Genomic DNA, 24679 nt, shown 5'->3' with positions numbered 1-24679 from the left:
TCTGCGAGCGCCGTATGTGCGGCACCGAACATGGTGTTTGAGTCGCGGCGCCTATGCTCGCGAAAGGCAGGGCGACCGGTTGTTGCCGGCCGCCTGTTTCATGCCTGGGGAGGCCCGCATGGTCATCGCATTGGGCGGCAGAGAAAACCATCTGCTGGCCGCCTTGCCGGAGGCAGAGTGGCAGCGTTGGCGGCCGCAGCTGGAAGCCGTTGAATTGCCGCTGGGGCTGGTGCTGTATGAGGCCGGCCTTGCGCTCAGCCACGTCTATTTCCCTACCACCGCGATCGTCTCGCTGCTGTTTGTGCTGGAGGACGGCGACACGGCCGAGATCGCGGTGGTCGGCAATGAAGGCCTGGTGGGCATTGCGCTTTTCATGGGCGGCGAAAGCACGCCCAGCCGCGCGGTGGTGCAGAGCGCCGGCCAGGGCTTCCGGCTCAGCGCCCAGGCCATCAAGGAGGCCTTCAACCGCAACGGCCCGGTGATGCACCTGATGCTGCGTTACACCCAGGCACTGATCACGCAGATGGCGCAGACGGCGGTCTGCAACCGCCACCATTCGCTGGACAAGCAGCTGTGCCGCTGGCTGCTGCTCAGCCTGGACCGGCTGCAGGGCAACGAGCTGGTGATGACGCAGGAGCTGATCGCCAACATGCTGGGCGTGCGCCGCGAAGGGGTCACCGAAGCGGCCTTGAAGCTGCAGGCCGCTGGGTTGATCCGCTACGCCCGCGGCCGCATCACCGTGATCGACCGGCCCGGCCTGGAACTGCGGACTTGCGAGTGCTATGCCGTGGTGAAGAAGGAATACGACAGGCTGCTGCCGGACTTGAAGGCGATTTGACGTGCACCCCAAGCCTGCTGGGGCCTCGGGCATTTGCCACCTGTGAAGTGGGCCACCGCACAGACCGTTTTCCACCGCGGCGTCAGGCTGGGCCGCATTGAATCATTCGGAGAATGGCCATGAACACAGGCAGTCAGTTGCATGGAGACGCGGTTTCCGGGGTGGACGAGATCCTCGGCGATGGCACGCATGTGCGGGTGCGCCCCATCCACCCCGATGACCTCGAACTGGAGCGCAGGTTCATCGAGGCGCTGTCGCCCGCTTCGCGCTACTTCAGGTTCATGGAGACGCTGCGCTCACCGAGCGACGCGCTGCTCAAGCAGATGACGGTCATCGATCCCGCCACCGATGCGGCCTACGTCGCGGTGGTGGGTGAGGGCGACCAGCAGCGCGAAGTGGGAGTGGCCCGCTTCAGTGCGCGGGCCGACGGCCAGGACTGCGAGTTTGCGGTCACCGTGAGCGACGAGTGGCAGCAGAAGGGGCTGGGCAGCTTGCTGATGGCGCGCCTGATCGAGGTGGCACGTGCACGCGGCATCGGTGCCATGCATTCGAGCGACGCGGCCGACAACAGCCGCATGCGGCAGTTTGCCGACCACCTGCACTTCCAGCACAAGACCGACCCCGACGACCCGACCATGGTGCGCTACACGGTGGACCTGAAGGCGAACAGCCTGCCTGCTGCAGGGATGGCAGTGGCAGCGAAGGTGCTGCCATGAAATCGCTTTTGGCCAGAAGCGCGCTGGCGCTGGCGATCCTGGTTTCGCTGCCGTCGTGGGCAGAGGTTTCGGTGGCCATCAACATCGCGCCGCCGCCTTTGCCGCTCTATGCCCAGCCCCAGGTTCCGGGAGAGGGCTACATCTGGACGCCAGGCTACTGGAGCTGGCGCGCGACAGACGGCGACTACTACTGGGTGCCCGGCACCTGGGTGCTGGCACCGAACCCCGGTGAACTGTGGACGCCCGGCTACTGGGCGTTCCAGGGCCCGGGCTACTTCTGGCATGTCGGCTACTGGGGCCGGCGCGTCGGCTTTTATGGCGGCCTGAACTATGGCCATGGCTACACCGGCTCGGGCTACCAGGGCGGTCGCTGGGACCGCGGTGTGTTCCGCTACAACCGGGCCGCCAGCAACGTCAATGTGCGGGTGGTGCGCAACGTCTACAACACCGTGGTGATCAACAAGCAGGTCAACCACATCAGCTTCAACGGCGGCGAGGCGGGTGTCAACCGACGGCCGACCGTGAGCGAGCGCCGCTTCCAGGAGGCCGAACATCGCGCGCCTACGGCCGACCAGGTGCAGCACGAGCGCACCGCGGTGTCCACGCCCGGCCAGAGGGCGACCGTCTCCCATGGCGCACCTCCCGTGGCGGCAACGCCAAAGCCATCCGGCTTCGAAGCCCCCGGTGTCGAGCATGCGAAGCCTGCACGCGCCGAGCCGCCCGCGCGCCGGGCGCAGGTGCCCGGCACCGCGCAATGGCCGGCGCCTGAACAGCATGCCGCGCCGCGAGCGGCTCCCCAGCAAGCCCCGCGCACGGAGCAGCCGAAGGCAGAGCGGCCGGAGCGGGCAGAGAAACCGGAGCGACCGGAGCGACCAGAGCGGGCAGAGCGGGCAGAGAAGCCGGGGCGCGGAGAGCCCAATGGGCGTGGCGGCGAACAGGCGCCGGATGCGCCGCGCAAGGAGCGTTGATTTCGACCTGTCGCCTGGCACCAGGCATGGTGTCGAAGGCGCTCAGGCGCCCTTGCCGCGGCCGGCGATGATCGCGTCGGCCACGTTCTTGGGCGCTTCGCTGTAGTGCTTGAACTCCATCGTGTACGTGGCGCGGCCTTGCGACATCGAGCGCAGCGTGGTCGAGTAGCCGAACATTTCCGACAGCGGCACCTCGGCCTTGATGACCTTGCCGCCGCCAATCATGTCGTCCATGCCCTGCACCATGCCGCGGCGGCTGGACAGGTCGCCCATCACGTTGCCGGCGTAGTCCTCAGGCGTCTCGACTTCCACCGCCATCATCGGCTCCAGGATGACAGGCGAGGCCTTGCGCATGCCTTCCTTGAAACCCATGGACGCGGCCATCTTGAACGCGTTTTCGTTCGAGTCCACCTCGTGGTACGAGCCGAAGGTCAGCGTGACCTTCACGTCCACCACCGGGAAACCGGCCAGCACGCCGTTCGGCAATGTGTCGATCAGGCCTTTTTCCACCGCAGGGATGAACTCGCGCGGCACCACGCCACCCTTGATCGCGTCGACGAACTCGAAGCCCTTGCCAGGCGCCTGCGGCTCGACCGTCATCACCACGTGGCCGTACTGTCCCTTGCCGCCGGACTGGCGCACGAACTTGCCTTCCACGTCGGAGACCGACTTGCGGATGGTTTCGCGGTAGGCCACCTGCGGCTTGCCCACATTGGCTTCCACGCCGAACTCGCGCTTCATGCGGTCGACGATGATTTCCAGGTGCAGCTCGCCCATGCCGGAAATGATGGTCTGGCCGGATTCTTCGTCGGTGCGCAGGCGGAATGAGGGGTCTTCCCTGGCGAGCCGGCCCAGCGCAATGCCCATCTTCTCCTGGTCGGCCTTGGTCTTGGGCTCCACCGCCTGCGAGATCACGGGTTCGGGGAAGACCATCTTCTCCAGCGTGATGATGGCGTCCGGGTCGCACAGCGTCTCGCCGGTCGTCACGTCCTTCAGGCCCACGCAGGCGGCGATGTCCCCGGCCAGGATTTCCGAGATTTCCTCGCGCTGGTTGGCATGCATCTGCAGGATGCGGCCGATGCGTTCCTTCTTGCCGCGGATCGGGTTGAACACCGAATCACCGGACTTCAGCACGCCCGAATACACGCGCACGAAAGTCAGTTGGCCCACGTACGGGTCCGTCATCAGCTTGAAGGCCAGCGCGGCAAACTTCTCGCCGTCGTCGGCCTTGCGGACCACGTCCTTGTCGTCCTCGTCATGGCCAGGCACCGGCGGGATGTCCAGTGGGGAGGGCATGAAGTCGATCACCGCGTCCAGCATGCGTTGCACGCCCTTGTTCTTGAACGCGGTGCCGCACAGCATGGGCTGGATCTCGCCGGCAATGGTGCGCGTGCGCAAGGCCTGCGTGATCTCTTCTTCGCTCAGGTCGCCGCTTCCCAGGTACTTGTCCATCAGCGCCTCGCTGCTTTCGGCCGCGACCTCCAGCATCTTCTCGCGCCATTCCTGGGCCAGCTCGGCCAGCTCGGCCGGAATCGCTTCGTAGCTGAACTTCATGCCCTGGGACACGTCGTCCCAGAGGATGGCCTTCATCTTGATCAGGTCCACCACGCCCTTGAAACCCTCTTCGGCGCCAATGGGGATGACGATCGGCACCGGGTTGGCCTTCAGCCGGTCGATCATCATCTGGCGCACGCGGAAGAAGTCGGCGCCCACGCGGTCCATCTTGTTGACGAAGGCCAGGCGCGGCACCCGGTACTTGTTGGCCTGGCGCCAGACGGTTTCGCTCTGCGGCTGCACGCCACCCACCGCGTCGTAAATCATCACCGCGCCGTCCAGCACGCGCATCGAGCGCTCCACCTCGATCGTGAAGTCCACGTGGCCGGGGGTGTCGATGATGTTGATGCGGTGCTCGGGCCGGGCCAGGTCCATGCCCTTCCAGAAGCAGGTCGTCGCGGCCGACGTGATGGTGATGCCGCGTTCCTGCTCCTGCTCCATCCAGTCCATCGTGGCCGCGCCGTCGTGCACCTCGCCCAGCTTGTGGTTGATGCCGGTGTAGAACAGGATGCGCTCGGTGATGGTGGTCTTGCCGGCATCGATGTGCGCGGAGATGCCGATGTTGCGGTAACGCTCGATGGGGGTTTTGCGGCTCACGATGCGACCCTGGAAAGTTGGCCTATGAGAGGTGTCCCGGGTCTGGCGACCCGAAACGCTGGCTTCAGCCGTTTCGCGAGGAAAGGGCCGGGGCACCAGTATGCCGACAGATGGCGCATCGTGTCATGGCGCCTGCGGTCATGCGGGCTTGCAGGCCTGTGGACTTGTGCCGGCAGCGATGCCGATGAACCTGGGCTCAGCGGCGCGGGCGCGGGGCTGGCGAGGCCAGGCCCTGCTGCACCGTGCACAGGATGTCCAGCACCGTGCGGTCGCGCAAGGCATCCCGGTCGTACAGCGGATAACGCGCCACCCCCAAGGTGAGCAGCAGGTAACCCAGCATTTGCGCCACCAGCGCGTCGGTGCTGAGGCCCAGTGCTGCGTCGCCGGGCGGTGTTGCCGCGCAGGCGGCCACGCGTTCGCGCGTCAGCAGCACCATGCCTGCGTAGACCGGCTGGTGTTCCATGTCCACCGCGTCCGCGCCGGAGGTCTGCACCAGGGACATGTAGATCATGCGGAACTGGTCCGGGCGCAGCTCCCAGAAGGCCAGGAAGCTGCGCACATGGGCTTCCAGCAGCTTCAGCGGCGTGCGCCGTCCCTTCTGCACCGACTGCAACTCGGCCAGCAGCGCCTCGAAGATCTCCAGCCACAGGCCTTCCAGCAAGGCCTGCTTGCTGGGGAAGTAGCTGTACAGCGCCATGGTCGAGAGCTTGAACTCCAGCGCCATGCGGCGCATCGACAGCGCGGCCAGGCCTTCGTCGCGGTAGATCAGGCGCGCTCGCTCCAGCAGCTCGCGCTTGAGCGTCGCCATCTCGTTCGGGCTGCGGCGCAGGCGGACGGTCGCTGGTTTGTTGCGCGGTGCCTTGGTGTTCATCGGGTTCCGGTTCCAGCCATCTTGGGTAGCCCGATACGGTAGTGCAGGTCGGTTCTAGGCCAAATGGGCGAGAACCCCTGTGCTTTTGTGGGGTTGTCACTAACGTACACGTACAACAATATCGATTAGCAGGCATGCTTGCCACCTTGCATGCCGGATCTGTCCATTTGTATTGAGACCCACTTCATGCAAGTTCTTCATCGCCTTTCCGTCGGAGCCAAGCTGGGCCTCGCCTTTGCCGCCGTGCTGCTGATCACCACCGCGCTGGGCGTGCTGGCCATCGTCCAGCTCGGCCGTGTCAACGACACCGCCAGCGACATGGCCGACGACTGGATGCCCTCGATGCGCGCCGCGCAGACCGCCAGCCTGGAAGTGGCCCGGCTGCGCACCCGCGAGTACCGCTTCCTGCTGGCCGAGGAGGCGCAGCGCCCGGCCGTCATCGAGCAGCTGAAGTCCTCCGCCGAGGCCGTCGAACTGCAGCTGGCCAACTACGCCAGGCTGGTGCAGTCCGAAGACGAACGCAGCCAGCTGACGCGCACGCAGGAAGACTGGGCCGCCTATCTGAACAGCGACCGTGCCATGCAGGACGCGATGGCCAAGGGCGACAAGGCTCTGGCCAGCGAACAGCTGCTCAAGCGAGGCGTGCCCAGTTATGACGCGCTGCTGGCCAGCCTGAACAAGCTGACCAAGCAGAACGCCGATGGCGCCGAGGCAGCCAACGACCTGAGCGACCGGATCTACGCCAACAGCCGCTGGATGGTCATCGGCATGACGGTCATCGCGGTGCTGCTGGGCGCGGGCCTGGCCTTTGTCATCACCCGCCGCATCACCCGCCCGCTGGCCGACGCGGTGCGTCTGGCCGAGGCGGTTGCCCAGGGCGACCTGACGCGCAGCCTGCGCGTGGTCGGCCACGACGAACTGGCCCAGCTGCAGGGCGCGCTGCTGCGCATGGTCGAGCGGCTGAAGTCCGTCGTGACCCAGGTGCGCAACGGCGTGGATTCCGTCTCCAGCGCTTCGTCGCAGATCGCCACCGGCAACCATGACCTGTCGGCCCGCACCGAGCAGACGGCCGCCAACCTGGAGGAAACCGCCTCCAGCATGGAGCAGCTGACCGGCACCGTGGGGCAGAGCGCCGATACCGCGCGCCAGGCCAACCAGCTGGCCAGCTCGGCGGCCGAGGCGGCCGCACGCGGTGGCGAAGTGGTGGGCGGCGTGGTGCAGCGCATGCAGCAGATCAGCGACTCGTCCCGCAAGATCGCCGAGATCATCGGCGTGATCGACGGCATCGCGTTCCAGACCAACATCCTGGCGCTGAATGCGGCAGTGGAAGCGGCCCGCGCCGGTGAACAAGGCCGCGGCTTCGCGGTGGTGGCATCCGAGGTGCGCTCGCTTGCGCAACGCTCGGCCGAGGCGGCCAAGCAGATCAAGGGCTTGATCGTGAAGTCGACCGAGACCGTGGAGGCCGGCACGGCCGACGTGGCCCAGGCCGGCCAGGTCATGGACGAGATCGTGACCGGCGTGCGCCGCGTCACCGACCTGATGGCCGAGATCGCCGCGGCCGCTTCCGAGCAGCGCGACGGCATTGGCCAGGTCAACCAGGCAGTGGCCAACCTGGACCAGATGACGCAGCAGAACGCTGCGCTGGTCGAAGAGTCCACGGCCGCGTCTTCCTCGCTGCAGGAGCAGGCGCAGCGCCTGGCCGATGTGGTGGCGGTCTTCAACGTGGGCACGCCGGCCCGGGTTTGAGTGGCATTGAAGGCCTGCCGAGGGGCGGGTCGGGCGAAACAACAACAAGGTTCAACACGATGCGGTTCATCCGGTCAGGTTTCACGGCCCCTCTTTTTTCCGGGGCTGCGGGGTGGGTGATGTGGGCCTGCATGGGCGCGGCCCATGCGCAGGCCGCACCGCCAGACCAGGCGCTGGTCGAGCAGGGCCGCAAGCTGGCAGTCGCTGCCGATTGCGCGGCCTGCCACACCACGCCCAAGGGTGGCGCGGCCTTCGCGGGTGGCTACCCGATTGCGTCGCCGCTGGGGACGATCTATGCGTCGAACATCACGCCGTCCAGGGCGGGCGGCATTGGCGACTACACGCTGGCCGACTTCCAGCGCGCGCTGCGCCAGGGCGTGCGCAAGGACGGCGCGCAGCTCTATCCCGCGATGCCGTACACCTCGTACACGCAGCTCAGCGACGCGGACACGCAGGCGCTGTATGCGTACTTCATGCACGGCGTGACCGCGGTCGACCAGAAGGCACCCGAGACCGAGCTGCCGTTCCCGTTCAACCTGCGCCTCTCGATGGCCGCATGGAACAGCATGTTCCTGAAGGACGAGCGCTTCGTGCCCGACGCCTCCAAAAGCGCCGAGGTGAACCGCGGCGCCTACCTGGCTGGCGCGCTGGCGCACTGCAGCGCCTGCCACACGCCACGCAATGCCTTGATGGCCGAGCAACTGGGCAAGTCCTTCCTGGCCGGCGGCTCGGTCGGCCCCTGGTTCGCACCCAACATCACGTCGGACGCGACCAGCGGCATTGGCGGCTGGACCGAGGCCGAGCTGGTGCAGTACCTGAAGAGTGGCCGCGTGGACGGCAAGGCCCAGGCCGCCGGACCGATGGCCGAGGCCATCGAGCACAGCCTGCAGCACCTGCCCGACGAGGACCTCAAGGCCATCGCGGTCTACCTGAAGCAGACGCCGGCGGTGAACGACGGCGAGGCCAGGCCGCGTTTTGCCCATGGCGAAGCGTCCAAGGCCGAGATCGACATGCGCGGCCTGACAAATGATGCCGACGCCGGCTGGCGAGTCTTCAGCGGCAGCTGCGCGCAGTGCCACCAGGTGGGCGGCGGCGGCAACGGCGTCTACCCCTCGCTGTTCCACAACACCGCCCTCGGTGCCGACCGGCCCGACAACCTGATCGCCACCATCCTGCAGGGCGTGGACCGCACGGTCGACGGCAAAGCCCACTTCATGCCGGCATTCGGCGACACGGCCTCCTACGCCGACCGTCTGAGCGACCAGCAGATTGCCGACCTGAGCAACTACCTGCTGAGCTACCACGGCAACGCCGCGGTGAAGGTCAGCGCCAGTGACGTGCAGACCTTGCGCGCCGGCGGCAAGCCGCCACTGCTCGCGATGATCCGGCCGGCGATCCTGCCGGGCGGCGTGGTCGTGCTGTTGTTGTTGATCGTGCTGGTGGTTCGCCGCAGCCGTCGTGCCCGCTAGGAGACAAGCCATGAGCCACTCAAACCAGGACGGCTTCGAGCCCGTCCCGTTCCCCATTTCCCGCCGCGCACTGATCGGCGGCGCCGCCGTCGCAGGCGCTGCCTTCGCGCTGGGCGGCGCCGCCTTGCTGGGCACGACCAATGCCTTTGCCGCGGCCGCGGCTGGCGCGGACTTCCTGCGCCTGTCCGAATTCCTGACCGGCGGCAAGCCGCTGGAGCCGGGTCTCGCCACGCGCTACCAGGCTGCGCTGGCGCGCCATGACGCCAAGTTCAATGACTCCTCGGCTGCTTTGCAGCGCTATGTCGCCGAAGCCAAGGAAACCAGTGTCGACAGCCTGCTGGCCAGGCCGGACCTGGGCGAGCCGCTGCGCAAGACCATCACGCAAATCGTTTCGGCCTGGTACCTGGGCATCGTCGGCAATGACGCGGACGCCGAGCTGATCAGCTACGCGCAGGCCTTGATGTACCGGCCCACGCAAGACGTGCTGGTCATTCCCAGCTACGGCGGCGGCCCCGACTCCTGGGGCCAGAAGCCGGTCGGGGTGGTGGTACCAAGTACCGAGAAAGCAGCATGAGCAGCAACCAAGAATTTGATGCAGACCTGATCGTCATCGGGTCGGGCGTGATGGGCGGGCTGATCGCCAGCCGGCTGGCCAAGGCCGGCAAGTCGGTGATCATCCTGGAAGCCGGGCCGCGCGTGCGCCGGGCCGAGATCGTCGAGACCTTCCGCAATTCGCCGGTCAAGCTCTCGCTGGCCAACACCAAGGCCCAGGGCGCCGGCTCGCCGTTCCCGAACCCGCCGCACATCCCGTCCACCTATGGCGACTACCTGCAGCAGACCGGCCCAGTGTCGTACCCGACCAAGTACCTGCGCGTGGTCGGCGGCACGACCTGGCATTTCGGCTCGGCGCTGTGGCGCATGATCCCCAACGACTTCAAGCTGAAGACGCTCTATGGCCGTGGCCGGGACTGGCCCATCGGCTACGACGAGCTGGAGCCGTATTACTGCGAGGCCGAGGCCGAACTCGGTGTGTCGGGCATCGACGGGCAGGACGAAAGCGGCCATGGCGGGCAGGCCTGGCCGCCACGCTCCAAGCCCTTTCCAATGAAGGGCCTGAACGAGCCGTATTTCATGACGCGCATGGCCGAGATGCTGGCGCCTGGCGGCTACAACCCGGTGATCGAGCCGCACGGCCGGGCCACGCGGCCTTACGGCAACCGCCCGGTCTGCGCCGGCAACAACAACTGCAACCCGGTCTGCCCCATCGGTGCCAAGTACGACGGCTCGATGCACATCGACGTGGCCGAACGCCACGGCGCCAAGCTGCTGGACAACGCCGTGGTCTACAAGATCGAGCACGGCGCGGACAACAAGATCACCGCCGTCAACTACAAGCAGCCCGACGGTACTTCGCATCGCCTCACGGCCCGCCACTTCGTGCTGGCCGCCTACGCCATCGAAGGCCCGAAGCTGCTGCTGATGTCGACCTCGGAGAAGTTCCCGAACGGCATTGCCAACTCGTCCGACCAGGTTGGCCGCAACCTGATGGGCCACACCGGCATCAGCGTCAACGCGATGATGAACGAGGACGTCTGGCCGGGCCAGGGGCCGACCGAGCTGCTGGTCTACCTGAACTACCGCGACGGCGAATTCCGCAAGGACATTCCCAGCTACAAGACCAAGTTCCGCAACACCGTGCCGACCTCGCAGATCGCCTCCGCGCTGCTGGCCAAGGGCGTGCTCGGCAGCAAGCTGGACGCCGAGATCCGCCGCCAGTCTGCGCGCTCGATCAACATCGCGGTGGACCTGGAAACCGAGGCCCAACCGCAGAACCGCATCGTGCCCAGCAAGAAGCGCTTCGACGGCATCGGCCTGCCGGTGCCGGAGATCTACTACAGCGTCAACGACTACTGGAATGCCGGGCGAGACTTCGCGGTCAAGGACCTGACGCGCATGACCAAGCTGCTGAACGCCGACGTGCTGAAGATGGACACCAGCCACCAGGACCGCCAGCACATCATGGGCACCACGCTGATGGGCGACGACCCCAAGGACTCGGTGGTGGACCGCGACTGCCGCACGCACGACCATCCGAACCTGTTCATCGCCGGCACCGGCGTGATGCCTTCGGCCTCCTGCATGAATCCGACGCTGACCGGCGCCGCGCTGAGCCTGCGCATTGCCGAGACCTTGCTCAAGGAGATCTGAGCCACGACGCGCTGCGGCCAATCGCCGCAGCGCCGCGCCTCAGGGCGGTCAGTCGTACTTCAGGTACTTGAAACGAGGATCGTCGGGCGTGCCTTGCAGCGCCGAACCCTCCACGGCGCCCGGCTGCCACAGGACGACCTCCTCGATCTTCTTCGCGAGCTCGAAGTCCTTGTCGGTGATGCCCTTGGCGGCGTGGTTCATCAGCTTGACCGTGACGAAGGCATACGACACGGTGAGGTCCGGGTGATGCCAGGCTGCTTCCGCGAGGTGGCCCACCGTGTTCACCACCATCAAGGTGCCTTTCCAGCCGCTGGTCTTGAACTTGCGGCGAATCCAGCCGTCCTCAAAGGACCACTTCGGCAACTCTTCTGACAAGCGTGCCGTGATCTCTTCCGAGGTGTAGACCTCGTCTGCAGTCTGTTTGCGCCAGCTGGTCATGTCAGTCTCCCGTGGAAAGAAGCAAGGGGACGCCGATGCTACCGCTCGTGGCGCCGCATGACACACTGTCCCTCTGGCGATACAGCGGGGCGGATCGGCGCCTGCCTTGCCCGGGTGGGTGGTCCCGGAGGGGCCAGGAACGGAGATTGCTCTTGGGTTGTCGCGCAGATGCCGTTTCACAGGGCGGCGCGTCACGACCATGGGCCATGCCGTTCTCGCCGTTCCGCCTCGGATGCACTTCGATCTCTCCAACACAGTCACGCTGCGGGCGCCGGGTCGACTGCACCTGGGTTTTCTGGATCCATCTGGCTCACTGGGACGGCGCTTCGGCAGCATCGGGATGGTCATCGACGGCTTCGAGACCGAGGTCGAACTTGGCGCCGCGCTTGCCGATCGCGTCACCGCCGACACGCCCGAAGGCGACACGCAGATGGCGCGCGCGAGCGCCTACCTTCACACGCTGCGCGAGCGCAGCGGCCGCCTCGAACCGCTGCACCTGAGGCTGCTGCGGGTGCTGCCGGCGCACGGCGGCTTCGGGTCCGGCACCCAACTCGCGTTGGCGATTGCACGTGCGTTCGCCCAGTGGCATCGGCTTGACGTGAGCACGCCGACGCTGGCGCACTGGCTCGGTCGCGGCCAGCGTTCCGGTATCGGCATCCACGGCTTCGATCAAGGAGGCCTGCTGGTCGATGGCGGGCCGACCGCGGATGCCCGGCCTGCGCCCTTGCTCTCGCGCATCGCGCTGCCCGGGGCCTGGCGCGTCCTCGTCGTGCAGGATGAGCGCGAGCGCGGCCTGTCGGGCGGCGATGAGAAGGGCGCGATGGCCGGGCTCGCCGCCATGCCGGCCGCGCGTGCTGCCGAGATCTGCCACGAGGTGCTGATGCGCGTGCTGCCCGGTGCCGCCAGTGCCGAATTCGACATTTTCGCGCGCGGCGTTTCGCGCGTGCAGCAACTGCTCGGTGAACATTTCGCGCCGGCCCAGAACGGTAGTGCCTACACCAGCGCCGCGGTTGGGCGCCTGATGGATTGGGTTGGCGCAAGTGCGCATCGGGCCGCGATCGGCCAGAGTTCCTGGGGCCCGACCGGGTTTGCCATCGTCGAATCGCAGGCGCACGCCGAGTCGCTCGAACGTGCCGCGCGCTCGGCCGATCTGATAGAGCCCGGGCTGGTGCTGCGCATCGTCGCGCCGCGCAACCGTGGCGCCGAGATCACCGACCTTCGCGTGGCGCGGCGCGCGCGCTGAGCGAACGCCATCCCTTCACCCGCCTCATCAACGCCCACCGATTCAAGCCATGGAACGTCCCCGCATCCTCCACCTGTTCACGCCCGGGCACCAGGCCAGCCCGTTCGACGTCAACATGGCGGCCGATGCCGGCTACCAGATCATCACGCCTTACACCGACGTTGGCATCGACGGGGTCACCGCGCTGACGCAGGACGCCATCTTCTCGCGCGGCCCGAAAGGGGTGTCGCGCACCGGCATCTTCATCGGCGGGCGCGATGCACTGCTCGCAGCCGACATGCTCGAACGTGCGAAAAGCGCGATGTTCAATCCCTTTGTCGTGTCGCTGATGGCCGACCCGAGCGGTGCCTACACCACTGCTGCTGCGATGTTGGCGTGCGTCGAGGCGGCCATGCAGCGTCACCACGCGTTAGGCCTGAGCGGTCAAAACATCCTGGTGCTTGGCGGCACGGGGCCGGTCGGTCGCATCGCCGCGGTGCTCGCGGCGCAGGCCGGCGCCAGCGTGCGCGTGGCCAGCCACAGCGGCCTGGAGGTCGCGCAAGCGGCAGCGCAAGAGACCGGCAAGCGCTTCGGCGTGGCGCTGCGCGGCGTGTCGGGGGCCGGTGCCCAGGCCGTGCGTGCAGAACTGGCCGAGGCGGACGTGGTGCTCGCCTGTGCGGCGGCCGGCGTGCAGGTCGTGTCGACCGAGGATCTTGTGTTCGCGAAACGCCTGAAGGTCGCGGCCGACGTGAACGCGGTGGCGCCGGAGGGCATTGCCGGCGTCGGCGTGATGGACGATGCCAAGCCTCTGGCGGGTGTCGAGGGCGCGGTGGGCATTGGCGCGCTGGCGGTCGGCAACGTCAAATACCAGACCCAGCATCGCCTGCTGATGAGCATGCACCAGGGCAAGAAGGCGGTGGTGCTGAGCTTTCCGGAAGCGTTTGCTGCCGCGCGCGAGTTCCTCGCCGAGCAGGCCGCGCAAGCCGCGTCCGAGCCCACCGCCTGAGGCGACCGCCACCTGTGGCTGCGCTGCTGGCCGTCGCGGCCCTTTCTGCCCGCATGCTGGCCGAGGCGGCTGTGCTCGATGGTCATCAGGTCATCGCACTCGACTTGTTCGGCGACGCCGACACGCGGCGCGCCTCGCAGCGCTGGCAGCCGATTGGCGCAGCGGGTTCGCTGCAGATCGACGCGACACGCGTGCTCGATGCGCTGCAGGCGCTGGCGCGTAAGGGTGGAGACGAGGTCATCGGCTGGGTCCCCGGCAGCGGCTTCGAAGGGCAGCCCGAGCTGCTCGATGCCGGGGCGCAGTTGCTGCCGCTGATCGGCACGCCGGCCGAGGCGGTGCGCCGCGTGCGCGATCCCGCCTTGTTCTTCGATGTGCTCGAGGCGCACGGCATTGCGCACCCGCCGGTGCGGGCCGATGCCCCGGCCGATGCCGATGGATGGCTGCTGAAGGACGCGCGCGCCTGTGGCGGCTGGCACATCCGCCATGCGCACACGGCCCGCGACGGCGCATCGGTGAGCGCCTGGCACTACTTCCAGCGCGCAATGCCGGGTGTCCCGATGTCGGCGACCTTCATCGCCAACGGCGACCGGGCGAGCTTGCTGGGCCTCAACGAACTGATCGTGCGACCCTTCGGCGCGCACCCGCATGTGTATTGCGGCTGCGTCGGGCCGGTGGCCGTGCCTGCAGGCCTGGCGCAACGCATCGATGAGGTGGTGCAGTTGCTCACGGCGGCGTTCGGCCTGCGCGGCTGGTGCAGCCTTGATTTCATCCGCGGCGGCGACGACAGCATCGGCGTGCTGGAGGTGAACCCTCGACCGCCAGCCAGCCTGTCGCTGTACGCGCAGCCTGGCCTGATCGACGCGCAACTGCGCGCCTGCCTGCAGGCCGAGTTGCCGCCGCCGGCGGCGTTTGCACCTCGGCACATCGGCGGCAGCGAGATCGTCTATGCCCGACATCCGTTGACGATCGATGAACCTGGCGCGCAGTATCTTGCCGGCCGGCCCGATGTGCACGACCTGCCGCTCGCAGGCGCATGCTTCGATGCCGGCGACCCGATCTGCAGCTTGAGTGCGGCAGGTGACACTGCCGAGCACGTCCGAGCCTTGCTTTTTGCAGCGCGCGATGCCGTGATGCACACCCTGGAGAAATCGTCATGACCGATGCCCGTCCACCGCTGGCGACCTTGTCGCTGAGTGTCAACGACCTGACACGTCCGCTGGTCGAACGACTGCTGGCCAGTGCTGACGCGCTCGAGCTGAGCGTGGCGCGCCTCGATGGTGGCACCTGCATCGTCGATGCAGGGATCAAGACCCGCGGCAGTGTCACGGCCGGGCTGCTGATCGGCGAGATCTGCATGGGCGGGCTCGGTCAGGTTGGCCTGCGCAGCGGCGCGGCTGACGGGTGGCCGACCTGGGTCGAGGTGCGCAGTTCGCAGCCGGTGCTCGCCTGCCTGGCCAGCCAGTACGCCGGCTGGAGCCTGGCGGCGAGCAAGGAGCAAACGGGCGGCAAGAAATTCTTCTCGCTCGGCTCCGGCCCTGCACGCGCACTCGCCGCCAAGGAGGCCTTGTTTGCCGAACTCGGGTACCGCGACCAGGCAGACACCGGCGTGCTCGTGCTGGAGGTCGATCGGCCGCCTCCCCAGGTCGTGATCGACAAGCTGCTGCGCGACTGCAAGCTGCAGGCCGACGCGCTGACCCTGATCCTGACCCCGACGACCAGCCTGGCAGGCACCACGCAGGTGGTTGCGCGCGTGCTCGAGGTTGCGCTGCACAAGGCCCACGAACTCGGCTACGCGCTTGGCAACATCGTCGAAGGTGTCGCCACCGCGCCGCTGCCGGCGCCCAGCCCCGACGGCGTTGTCGCGATGGGACGCACCAACGATGCGATCCTGTACGGGGGCCGCGTCCACCTCAGCGTGCGCGGCGACGACGCTGCGGCGCGCCAGCTCGCGCTGCAACTGCCGTCACGCAACTCGCGCGACTACGGGCGTTCGTTCGCCGACATTTTCAAGGAGGTCGAGTACGACTTCTACAAGATCGACGGCGCGCTGTTCGCACCGGCCGAGGTGTGGGTCAGCAACCTCGACAGCGGCAACACCTGGCATGCCGGCGCGTTGAACATGGCGCTGCTGCAAGGCCTTTGGCTGCAGGAGGCCTGAGAGCGCCTCTTCGTTTTCTCGAGGCTGAGCTGACGGACCGATGAAGGAAAAAGCATGGCTCGCATCGCGATCATGACTGACGAGACGGGCTGGCACACGCGGCAGTTGCAGGCAGCGTTGCGTGCGCGCGGCGCGAGTGGGCGCTGCGTCGACCTGGCCGATTGCCACATTGACACGGCGCAGGCCTGGCACGGTCTGGTGATCCCCGGCTTTGGCCGCGACCTGCCCGATGCGGCGCTGGTGCGTGGCATCGCCGGCGGCAGCTTCGAGCAGGTCACCAAGCGGCTCGGCGTGCTGCATGCGCTGCGCGAACTCGGCGTGCCGGTCTACAACGACGCGCGGGCGATCGAGCGCAGCGTCGACAAGTCCATGACCAGCCTGCTGCTGCATGCGGCGGACATCCCGACCCCACCGACCTGGGCAACCGAGTCGCTGGCCCAGGCCCGGCGCATCGCGATGCGCGAGGGCGCTGCCGGCCACGCGCTGGTGCTCAAGCCGCTGTTCGGCTCGCAAGGCAAGGGCTTGCAGCTCGTCGGCGATGTCGAGGGCGTTCACCATCCGGTTCCCGAACTCGACGAGGCCTACGGTTCGCTGGCCTACCTGCAGCGCTTTGTGCCGGCCACGATCGACCCCGGGTTCGACTGGCGAGTCCTCGTGGTCGGCGCGCGCGCGGTGACTGCGATGCGTCGGGTCAGCGAGGGATGGATCCACAACGTCGCGCAAGGCGCGCGTTGCGAACCCGCCGAATTGACACCGGCGCTGGCCGCGCTGGCGGAAGGCGCCGCGGCAGCGCTGGAGATGGACTACGCCGGGGTGGACATGATCCCTTGCGCCGGCGGCGGCATCCAGGTGCTGGAGGTCAATGGCGTGGCTGCATGGCAGGGGCTGCAGCGTGTGACCAGCTTCAACATCGCTCGAGCCATCGTTGACGACCTGCTGGACCGCAAGCTGGCGGCGGCGCGCGCGGGCGGCGTGGCGGGCGCGGGGCGGCGTGCGTGAATCCTCCGCCCACGCCCACTGCAGCTCGGGCGACCGAGCGGACCCAGGCCAGTTACCTCTGCGCCTGTGAGTTGGATGTTGCGGTCCGCAAACCCGGCAACGTGAGCCGACTGTCTGCAGGCCATGGCATGCAGGCGGCGCTGTTCAGCGCCAGCGCGCGGGCGTCGGTCGGGCCGATGTTCCGGCCGGGCGCTCGCGTGGGTGATCGCATCGAGGCCGCGGTGGCCGCCAGCTGGGATGCAGCAGGCTGCAACACCAACCTCGGCATCGTGCTGCTGTGCGCACCCATTGCGCGCGCCGTGGAGTTGCATCCGCAGGCCGAAGACCCGGCCGCGCTGCGTGCGGCAATCGAAGAAGTGCTGGCCGATCTCGACCTGGCCGACGCCCGTGCCGCCTACCGTGCCATCGCCCAGGCCCATCCTGGCGGGCTGGGCTCTGCTGCGGCTCAGGACGTTCATGACGTGCCGAGCATGGGACTGCGCGCGGCGATGGCGCTGGCCGCCGATCGCGACAGCATCGCGCGGCAATACCGTGATGGGTATGTCGAGCTGTTTGAACTCGGTGTTCCGACCGCGGCCCTCGCGCTGCCTGGCGGCGCTTTCACGCGAGACGGTCTGGCATCCCCGGCCGTCAGTGCAGCCGTCCAGCGCACCTACCTCGCGTTTCTGGCCACGCTGCCCGATTCACACATTGTGCGGAAACACGGCGCGGCGCTGGCACACACTGTCATGCGCTCGGCGCAGCGCTGGCAAACCCGTGCATTGAACGGTGAGAACCTCGATGCCGATCCCGACTTCGTGGCCTGGGATCTCGAACTCAAGGCGGCCGGTCTGAACCCGGGGACCAGCGCCGATTTCACAGTGGCGGCGCTGTTCGTCGCGGGCCTGGTTGCGCCGGGGACCGCAGCGCGCTGACGGCGCGCTGCGGTCCCCGGCGCGGGAGCCCGGTGGATGGCACGGATCGTGATACGTACTGCGTCGCGCTGGTTGACTTGGCCGGTGTCGTGAATACCCTCAAGAACTGCTCACAGGAGACGGAAGAAATGGCAAAAATTGATCGCATGATGGTTGGTGAGTCGCTCGTTGGCGACGGCAACGAAGTGGCCCACATCGACCTGATCATCGGGCCGCGCGGCAGCGCCGCCGAGACGGCGTTTGCCAACGCCCTCACCAACAACAAGGACGGCTTCACCTCGCTGCTCGCCGTGGTGGCGCCGAACCTGTTGACCAAGCCGCCTACGGTGATGTTCAACAAGGTCACCATCAAGGGCGCGAAGCAGGCTGTGCAGATGTTCGGCCCGGCTCAGCGCGGTGTCGCGATGGCGGTTGCCGATTCGGTCGAAGACGGTACGATTCCGGCAGACGAAGCCGACAACGTGTTCATCTGCGTTGGCGTTTTCATCCACTGGCTCGCCGAAGACGACACGAAGATCCAGGACTACAACTACCGAGCTGTTCGCGAGTCGATCCAGCGCGCTGTCGCAGGCTCCCCGACCGCGGCGGAAGTGGTCGCCAAGAAGGGCACGGCGGCACACCCGTTCGCTGCCCATTCCTGATCTCCGACGCACGCCTGGGGCGCTCGTGGCCCCAATGAAAGCGCGCTACAACGGCCGTTGACTCGGCCGGGCACCACAAGAAAAACGGCCGCTGAGCGGCCGTTTTGTCGTCCGATTGAAGGGCGGTCAGCGTTTGCCGGGGAGCATGCCGCTGGCGAGCAACTGGACCACGGCCGCGCTGTGGCCAGAACGTCTCGACTCGGGTTCGGGCGCAATGCGTTCGATCTGCACGCCGACCGCACTCACGTCCGCGAATTTGCGCGGCTTCACGACCTTGACGCGAACCCAGCGCGCGCCGAACTCGTCGATCAGGATCTCGGCGATCTTCTCGGCAAAGGCCTCGAGCAGCGTCAGGCGGTGCTCGACCAGCAGACGGCGCAGCCGCTCGGTGACAACGCCGTAGTCGATCGTGTCGGCGATGCGATCGGTGTTGCAGGCTCGGGCATGCGGCAGGCCGGCGTGCACGTCGATCACCAGCGGCTGGGGGCGATGCAGCTCGGATTCGTGGATGCCGATCACCGTTTCGCCGACAAATCCCTCGATGAAGATCAGGTCCATGGCTTGCGGCGTGGCAGCCTGGGTTGTCGAAGCCCTCATGATGGGCAGGGAGAAGCTGTTGGACATGGTGGGGCCGCTGAGAAGCGCTGGTCGCCGCGAACCTGCGGCTGCGGAAAAATGCAAGCGGCGTGCCAATATGACCACGCGGAGCCGATCTTGCGGTACTCGCGTTTCGCCCGGTTGTGCAGGGCCTGCACTTGGATGAGGATTGGGCCCTGGAGCCCAGGCGGCCCGAACATTTGGAGACAAAATGGGAACATTGTTGCGGGAGACAGACCGTCACGCCGAGCGGATCATGGTGATGGTGAAGAACGGGACACACGAGCCAGGCAACGACGCAATCATGCGTTCGTGGAGCCGGTGTGTGAACGAATACCGCCTTCACCCTGACCGCCCGCGCACGCCGTCGGTGATTGATCGTGCCGCGCTCGAGAGTCGTTGCGAGCGCAAGGCCGATGTGATCGACTGCGCGCGCTACGAGATGACCACGCTCTACCAGCAACTGGCCGACGCTGACCTGGCGGTGCTGCTGACGGACACCGATGGCGTGATCATCCACATGGTTTCGTCGCCTGCGTTCAGTGCCGAGGTCGCGCCGCTCGGGCTGCGCACCGGAGGCCTGTGGAGCGAGGCCGAGGCCGGCACCAACGGCATGGGCACTTGCATCGCCGCGGCGGCACCGGTCGCGATCCGCCGCGAGGATCACTTCTTCACGCAGTTCTCGAACCTCACCTGCTCGGCCGTGCCGGTGTACGACCCTTCCGGGGAGATCGCCGCGGTGCTCGACGTGTCGAGCCGCTCGAAGCAGATGCAGCAACATTTGCTGGTACTGCTGGGCATGACCGCACGCATGATCGAGAACCGCCTGATCGACCAGCGCTTTCGCAACGCCCACCCGCTTCACTTTCACAGTCGGCCCGAGTTCGTCTACACGCTGCACGAGGGCAAACTGGCTGTCGATGACGAGGGCCACATCCTCGCGGCGAACCGCAGCGCACTGTTCCAGCTCGGCCTGCAGTCCATGGACGAAATCCGTTCGCGCCGCATCGAAGACCTGTTCCAGACCTCGCTCGAAGACATGCTGCAGCGCAGCATGTCTTCGTCGTTCCACCCGGTCGTGACCTACCGGGCGAATGCGGCCCTGCGTTTCTTCGCGGTTGCGCGCCGGCCCGCCTCGAGTGCGACGGCAAACGTGCACCCGATTTCGGCGACCGCCGCTGCCGCGCTGGTCAACCCGACGCCGTTGCCGGAGCGCAGGTCACCGCACCGGCCGGCCGCACTGCGCGCCGTGTCGCCCAGCCGCGCGACTTTCAAGGACCAGCGCCTGCTGGCGCATCTCGAAACCGCGCGCCGCGTGATCGCGCGTCAGACCCCCGTGCTGCTGTGGGGCGAGACCGGCTCGGGCAAGGAGGTTTTCGCCCGCGCCACCCATGACGCCAGCCCTCACGCGGACGGTGCGTTTGTGGCGGTCAACTGCGCCAGCCTGCCCGAGACACTGATCGAATCCGAACTGTTCGGCTACCGGGCCGGCGCCTTCACGGGCGCGCAGCGCTCCGGCCGGCGCGGCAAGATCCTGCAGGCCGACGGTGGCACCCTGTTCCTCGACGAAATTGCCGACATGCCGCTGGAGCTACAGGCCCGCCTGCTGCGCGTGCTCGACGAACGCCAGGTCACACCGCTCGGCACCGAGGACACGCAGCCGGTGGACTTCCAGCTGATCAGCGGCAGCCACCAGAACCTGCCGGCACTGGTGCGGGAAGGGCGCTTCCGCGAGGACCTGTACTACCGGCTCGCCGGCATCGAACTCGAGCTGCCTGCGCTGCGCGAACGCAGCGACAAGCGTGAGCTGATCCACGACATGTTGAAGGCCGAGTCGGGTGGTGACAGCCGCCTGAGCGCCGACGCCGAGCGTCTGTTGATGGACTACCCGTGGCCCGGCAACATCCGCCAGCTGCGTCATGTCTTGCGCAGCGCCTCGGCGCTCGCCGACGGGCAGGCGATCACACGCGAGCACCTGCCGGCGCTGATCCTGCATCCGGCGCCGATGTCTGCGCATGCTCATGTGCCGGCGCAGGTCGCCATGTCGTGCGACACGCCGGCTGGGGCCGAAGAAGACGCGCCGCAACCTGTCAAACTCAATCCGATCCAGGCCAACGAGCGGCAGGTGTTGCTGCAGATGCTGGAGCAGCACCGTTGGAACGTGAGCAATGTCGCCAAAGCGCTTGATGTCAGCCGCAACACCCTGTACCGAAAACTCCACAAGCTCCACATCGAGGTCTCGCACCCCGAGTAGATGGCGCCCCCGGCCCTGCGGGTACGCAGGGCCACCCCCCGGGGGGGTCGCCGGCCGCTCCGGAGCGGCCGCGCGCTGGCCGGCTGGGAGCCCCCGGCCCCGCGGGTACGCAGGGTCACCCCCCGAGGGGGTCGCCGGCCGCTTCGGGGCGGCCGGGCGCTGGCCGGCGCGTGCTGAGGTGCCGCTGTGATGCCGGCGCCCTCCCGCTTCGCCTGGTGCATCACCGGTTCCGGCCACTTCCTGGAAGAGTCGCTTGCGCTCGCGGCGCGCTTGCCGCAGGTTGACCTGTTCCTGTCGGCCGCCGCCGAGGAGGTGCTGCCTATCTACAAGATCGGCCTCGACGAACTGCGACCCGATTTCAGGATCTTCCGCGACAAGACCGCCAGCGCGGTGCCGGTCGGCACGCTGTATGAGAACGTGTATCACACCGTCGTCGTCGCGCCGGCCACCAGCAACACGGTCGCGAAGTGCGCCTTCGGCATCAGTGACACCTTGCCGACCAACATGTTCGCGCAGGCCGGCAAGCTCGGCATCCCGGGCATCGTGTTTGCATGCGACACCGAGCCGGTGGTCGTGACGCGCTCGCCGCACGATTGGGTCACGCTGCGGCCCAGGCGCATCGAGTTCGACAATGTCGATCGGCTGCGCGACATCGATTTCTGCCAAGTCGTGGCCTCGCCTGCCGAACTCGAAGCGGCGCTTGCCACGCGCCTGAAGGAACTTTCGCTCGCATGGAACACATCGTCTTCCTGACTGGACGCCTCGCCGAGGCCAGCCTTCGGCGCGTTCTGGGCGGGATGGATGCGCTGCCGTTCAGCTGGGAGGTGCGTGAGATCGGCCTGCAGGTCGCCGCGCTGATGACGGCCGAGATGATCCAGCGCCGCGTGCTTGCGCCGCTCGGCGCCGACCGCATGATCGTGCCTGGCCGTTGCCGGGGCGACATGGACGCACTGACGCGCCACTACGGCATCCCGGTCGAGCGTGGCCCCGAGGAACTGAAGGACCTGCCGCGCCACTTCAACCGCGCCGCCAAACCGATCGACCTGACCGAATACGAGGTCGCGATCTTTGCCGAGATCGTCGACGCGCCGCAGCTCAGCGTGGCGCAGATCGTCGCGCGCGCCGGCGTGCTCGCGGCCGACGGTGCCGACGTGATCGACCTCGGCTGCCTGCCCGAAACGCCTTTCGATCACCTCGTCGAGAGCGTGCAGGCCTTGAAGGCGGCCGGCTTCGCCGTCAGCGTCGACTCGATCAACCCCGACGAGTTGCTGCGCGGCGGCCGCGCCGGCGCCGACTACCTGCTGAGCCTGAACCTCGACACGCTGTGGGTGGCCGACGAGGTCGCGTCCACGCCGGTGCTGATCCCGCGTGTGCCGGCGGACGAGGCCTCGCTGTTCGAGGCGGTGGAGGCCATGCAGCGGCGCGGCCGGCCGTTCCTCGCCGACTCGATCCTCGATCCGATCCCGTTCGGCTTGACCGCCTCGATCGTGCGCTACCACCGCCTGCGCGAGCGCTTTCCCGATGCGCCCATCATGATGGGCGTGGGCAACCTGACCGAGCTCACCGAGGCCGACACCAGCGGCATCAACGCGCTGTTGTTCGGCATCGCGGCCGAGTTGAACGTCGCGGCAGTGCTGACAACGCAGGTCAGCGCGCATGCGCGCCGCGCGGTCCGCGAGGCCGATTGGGCGCGCCGCATCATGCATGCCGCCGCGCGCCACCAGACCTTGCCCAAGGGCATGAGTGGCGCACTGATGACGGTGCATGCCAAGCACCCGTTCCCCGACACGCCGCAGGAGATCGAACAGGTCGCCGCCCAGGTGAAGGACCCGAATTTCCGCGTGCAGGTGTCGGCCAGCGGCCTGCACGTCTACAACCGCGACGGCCTTCGCCTCGGCCAGGGCGCGTTTGAACTCTGGCCCCAGCTCAAGCTCGAGGGCGATGCCAGCCACGCGTTCTACATGGGCGTCGAACTCGCGCACGCCGAGATCGCCTGGCAACTGGGCAAGCGCTATGTGCAGGATCAGCCGCTGGACTGGGGCTGCGCGGTCGCGACCGATGCCGGCGACCTCAACACCTGGTGCGCACCGGGCAGCACGATGACGAGCGCGAAGACCGGCCGCGCACGCGCCGCGGCTGCCGTTTCTCCGACCGAACCGAACGATGAATGACGTGATTTTTGAAACCGTGATCAGCACGGTGGCCCCTGATGGCGTGCCGCATGTTGCGCCCATGGGCATTCGCTACCGCCAGACCGAGGCCGGCAGCGACGTGATCCTGATGCCGTTCAAGCCGTCGACCACGCTGGCGAACATCGTTGCGAACCGCCATGCGGTGCTCAACATCGTGGCCGACACGCGCGTCTTCGCCGGCTCGGTCACGGGCCGCCGCAACTGGCCGGTGCGGCCTGCCGAACGCATCGAGGGCGTGCGGCTCGCCTGCGCGCTCAGCCACGTCGAGCTCGAGCTCGCCGAACTGCAGGACGATGCGCAGCGCCCGGTGCTGCGCATGGCGCGCGTGTTCGAGGTGAACCATGCGCCCTACATCGGCTTCAACCGCGCGCAGGCGGCGGTGATCGAAGGGGCGGTGCTGGTGAGCCGCTTGCACATGCTGGCTGCGGAGAAGGTGGATGCCGAGATGCGCTACCTGCAGATCGCAATCGACAAGACTGCCGGCCCCGAGGAGCACGAGGCCTGGGGCTGGCTGACCGAGGCCATCGCTCGCCACCGCGCGGCGGCAGCCGATTCGACGCCACCATGCTCCCAGGAGAAGCGGCCATGATGCGCATGCGCATGCTGGTTAGCGTTCGCGATGTGGCCGAGGCGCGCATCGCCGCGCGCAGCGGCGCGGATTTCATCGACCTCAAGGAGCCCCGCGACGGCGCACTCGGCGGTTTGCCGGTCGATGCGGTTGCACGGGTCGTGCAGGCCTTGCGGGAGCAGGGCAGCCCGCAGCCCATCAGCGCCACGATTGGCGACCTGCCGATGAACGACCTGCCTGCGATCCTGGCGCGCGTCGAAGCGGTCGCGGCCTGCGGCGTCGACTACGTGAAGGTCGGCATCGAACGCGAGACGGCCTCGGGCGCGGTGCTCGATGCGCTGGCCGCGACCGGCCACCGGATCATCCCGGTTTTCATTGCCGACCGCGGGCTCGACTTCGAGCAGGTCGCGCACGCGTGTGCGCTGAAGTTCCCCGGCATGATGGTCGACACGGCCGACAAGCTCGCAGGCAGCTTGTTCGATCTGATGCCTGTCGCCGATTTGCGGCGTTTCGTCGCCCGGGTTCGCGCCAGCGGCGCGCTGGTGGGTCTGGCCGGCGCGCTGCGTCATGCGCAACTCCCGGCCTTGCAGGAACTTGCGCCCGATTTCGCGGGCTTTCGCAGTGCGGTGTGCGCGGGCGACCGCAGCGGGGCGCTTGATCCTGAACGTCTGCGTGAACTGGCCGCGCGGCTGCGCGCCGCGCCGGCACCCCTCAGCGCCTGAA

Annotated in this window: 23 protein-coding genes; 19 read left to right on the top strand and 4 right to left on the bottom strand. The window is 67.5% G+C overall.

The window, feature by feature from the left end; genetic code table 11:
• Positions 1 to 118 precede the first annotated feature (118 nt).
• The 3 genes from LRH25_RS20615 (at position 119) to LRH25_RS20605 (ending at position 2522) form a co-directional block, all read left to right on the top strand.
• Positions 119 to 838, top strand: coding sequence for a Crp/Fnr family transcriptional regulator (locus tag LRH25_RS20615; protein WP_141289733.1), 720 nt, complete (start codon positions 119 to 121; stop codon positions 836 to 838).
• Positions 839 to 957: 119 nt separating this feature from the next.
• Positions 958 to 1554, top strand: a complete 597-nt coding sequence (locus LRH25_RS20610) for a GNAT family N-acetyltransferase (RefSeq protein WP_141289734.1) — start codon at positions 958 to 960, stop codon at positions 1552 to 1554.
• Complete coding sequence (locus LRH25_RS20605; RefSeq protein WP_231012099.1) at positions 1551 to 2522, top strand: YXWGXW repeat-containing protein; 972 nt, start codon at positions 1551 to 1553, stop codon at positions 2520 to 2522. Before LRH25_RS20610 ends, LRH25_RS20605 begins: the two co-directional genes overlap by 4 nt.
• 42 nt (positions 2523 to 2564) lie before the next feature.
• Here the strand turns inward: LRH25_RS20605 and fusA are convergent, their stop codons facing one another.
• A complete protein-coding gene (gene fusA, locus LRH25_RS20600; RefSeq protein WP_141287728.1) occupies positions 2565 to 4673 on the bottom strand; it encodes an elongation factor G in 2109 nt (702 codons plus the stop codon).
• A gap of 196 nt (positions 4674 to 4869) precedes the next feature.
• Positions 4870 to 5544 carry a TetR/AcrR family transcriptional regulator gene (locus tag LRH25_RS20595; RefSeq protein ID WP_141287727.1) on the bottom strand — a complete coding sequence of 225 codons (675 nt, stop codon included), beginning with the start codon at positions 5542 to 5544 and terminating at the stop codon, positions 4870 to 4872.
• 186 nt (positions 5545 to 5730) lie between these two features.
• On the opposite strand from LRH25_RS20595, the gene LRH25_RS20590 reads away from it, so the two are divergent.
• The 4 genes from LRH25_RS20590 to LRH25_RS20575 all read left to right on the top strand — a co-directional run bounded on the left by LRH25_RS20590 (position 5731) and on the right by LRH25_RS20575 (position 10967).
• On the top strand, positions 5731 to 7290 hold the full coding sequence (locus tag LRH25_RS20590) for a methyl-accepting chemotaxis protein (protein WP_170200861.1): 1560 nt from the start codon (positions 5731 to 5733) through the stop codon (positions 7288 to 7290).
• A gap of 131 nt (positions 7291 to 7421) precedes the next feature.
• Positions 7422 to 8759 carry a cytochrome c gene (locus LRH25_RS20585; RefSeq protein ID WP_231012097.1) on the top strand — a complete coding sequence of 446 codons (1338 nt, stop codon included), beginning with the start codon at positions 7422 to 7424 and terminating at the stop codon, positions 8757 to 8759.
• Positions 8760 to 8769: 10 nt separating this feature from the next.
• Positions 8770 to 9333, top strand: a complete 564-nt coding sequence (locus tag LRH25_RS20580; RefSeq protein ID WP_141287724.1) for a sugar dehydrogenase complex small subunit — start codon at positions 8770 to 8772, stop codon at positions 9331 to 9333.
• Positions 9330 to 10967, top strand: coding sequence for a GMC family oxidoreductase (locus LRH25_RS20575; RefSeq protein ID WP_141287723.1), 1638 nt, complete (start codon positions 9330 to 9332; stop codon positions 10965 to 10967). Before LRH25_RS20580 ends, LRH25_RS20575 begins: the two co-directional genes overlap by 4 nt.
• A gap of 48 nt (positions 10968 to 11015) precedes the next feature.
• Here the strand turns inward: LRH25_RS20575 and LRH25_RS20570 are convergent, their stop codons facing one another.
• Complete coding sequence (locus tag LRH25_RS20570; protein ID WP_141287722.1) at positions 11016 to 11405, bottom strand: 4a-hydroxytetrahydrobiopterin dehydratase; 390 nt, start codon at positions 11403 to 11405, stop codon at positions 11016 to 11018.
• Between the two features lie 232 nt (positions 11406 to 11637).
• On the opposite strand from LRH25_RS20570, the gene LRH25_RS20565 reads away from it, so the two are divergent.
• The 7 genes from LRH25_RS20565 (at position 11638) to fae (ending at position 18345) form a co-directional block, all read left to right on the top strand.
• The gene (locus LRH25_RS20565) at positions 11638 to 12648 is read left to right on the top strand and encodes a beta-ribofuranosylaminobenzene 5'-phosphate synthase family protein (RefSeq protein ID WP_231012095.1); all 1011 of its coding nucleotides are present in this window, start codon (positions 11638 to 11640) and stop codon (positions 12646 to 12648) included.
• Positions 12649 to 12697: 49 nt separating this feature from the next.
• The gene (locus LRH25_RS20560) at positions 12698 to 13633 is read left to right on the top strand and encodes an NAD(P)-dependent methylenetetrahydromethanopterin dehydrogenase (RefSeq protein ID WP_231012093.1); all 936 of its coding nucleotides are present in this window, start codon (positions 12698 to 12700) and stop codon (positions 13631 to 13633) included.
• Between the two features lie 14 nt (positions 13634 to 13647).
• Complete coding sequence (locus LRH25_RS20555; RefSeq protein WP_231012092.1) at positions 13648 to 14790, top strand: ATP-grasp domain-containing protein; 1143 nt, start codon at positions 13648 to 13650, stop codon at positions 14788 to 14790.
• A complete protein-coding gene (mch, locus tag LRH25_RS20550; RefSeq protein WP_141290977.1) occupies positions 14787 to 15791 on the top strand; it encodes a methenyltetrahydromethanopterin cyclohydrolase in 1005 nt (334 codons plus the stop codon). The genes LRH25_RS20555 and mch overlap by 4 nt, the downstream gene beginning before the upstream one ends.
• Before the next feature lie 54 nt (positions 15792 to 15845).
• Positions 15846 to 16790, top strand: a complete 945-nt coding sequence (locus tag LRH25_RS20545) for an ATP-grasp domain-containing protein (protein ID WP_231012090.1) — start codon at positions 15846 to 15848, stop codon at positions 16788 to 16790.
• Positions 16791 to 16861: 71 nt separating this feature from the next.
• The gene (locus LRH25_RS20540) at positions 16862 to 17704 is read left to right on the top strand and encodes a triphosphoribosyl-dephospho-CoA synthase (protein WP_231012088.1); all 843 of its coding nucleotides are present in this window, start codon (positions 16862 to 16864) and stop codon (positions 17702 to 17704) included.
• A 128-nt stretch (positions 17705 to 17832) separates the two neighbouring features.
• On the top strand, positions 17833 to 18345 hold the full coding sequence (fae, locus tag LRH25_RS20535) for a formaldehyde-activating enzyme (RefSeq protein WP_141289915.1): 513 nt from the start codon (positions 17833 to 17835) through the stop codon (positions 18343 to 18345).
• A 126-nt stretch (positions 18346 to 18471) separates the two neighbouring features.
• Here fae and LRH25_RS20530 read toward each other — a convergent pair whose 3' ends face one another.
• The gene (locus tag LRH25_RS20530; protein WP_141289913.1) at positions 18472 to 18903 is read right to left on the bottom strand and encodes a dihydroneopterin aldolase; all 432 of its coding nucleotides are present in this window, start codon (positions 18901 to 18903) and stop codon (positions 18472 to 18474) included.
• Between the two features lie 250 nt (positions 18904 to 19153).
• On the opposite strand from LRH25_RS20530, the gene LRH25_RS20525 reads away from it, so the two are divergent.
• The 5 genes from LRH25_RS20525 (at position 19154) to LRH25_RS20505 (ending at position 24678) form a co-directional block, all read left to right on the top strand.
• Positions 19154 to 21196, top strand: a complete 2043-nt coding sequence (locus tag LRH25_RS20525; RefSeq protein WP_231012139.1) for a sigma-54-dependent Fis family transcriptional regulator — start codon at positions 19154 to 19156, stop codon at positions 21194 to 21196.
• A 189-nt stretch (positions 21197 to 21385) separates the two neighbouring features.
• Positions 21386 to 21949, top strand: coding sequence for a flavoprotein (locus tag LRH25_RS20520; protein ID WP_141288830.1), 564 nt, complete (start codon positions 21386 to 21388; stop codon positions 21947 to 21949).
• On the top strand, positions 21928 to 23367 hold the full coding sequence (locus tag LRH25_RS20515; RefSeq protein WP_141288828.1) for a DUF6513 domain-containing protein: 1440 nt from the start codon (positions 21928 to 21930) through the stop codon (positions 23365 to 23367). Before LRH25_RS20520 ends, LRH25_RS20515 begins: the two co-directional genes overlap by 22 nt.
• Positions 23360 to 23977, top strand: coding sequence for a DUF447 domain-containing protein (locus LRH25_RS20510; protein WP_141288826.1), 618 nt, complete (start codon positions 23360 to 23362; stop codon positions 23975 to 23977). The genes LRH25_RS20515 and LRH25_RS20510 overlap by 8 nt, the downstream gene beginning before the upstream one ends.
• Positions 23974 to 24678, top strand: a complete 705-nt coding sequence (locus LRH25_RS20505) for a (5-formylfuran-3-yl)methyl phosphate synthase (RefSeq protein ID WP_231012087.1) — start codon at positions 23974 to 23976, stop codon at positions 24676 to 24678. The genes LRH25_RS20510 and LRH25_RS20505 overlap by 4 nt, the downstream gene beginning before the upstream one ends.
• Position 24679 lies beyond the last annotated feature (1 nt).

It is taken from the genome of Ideonella azotifigens, assembly GCF_021043325.1.
Classification (GTDB): Bacteria; Pseudomonadota; Gammaproteobacteria; order Burkholderiales; family Burkholderiaceae_C; genus Ideonella; species Ideonella azotifigens.
The sequence above is the reverse complement of the archived record's forward strand: the minus strand, read 5'-3'. Positions and strand labels throughout refer to the sequence as shown.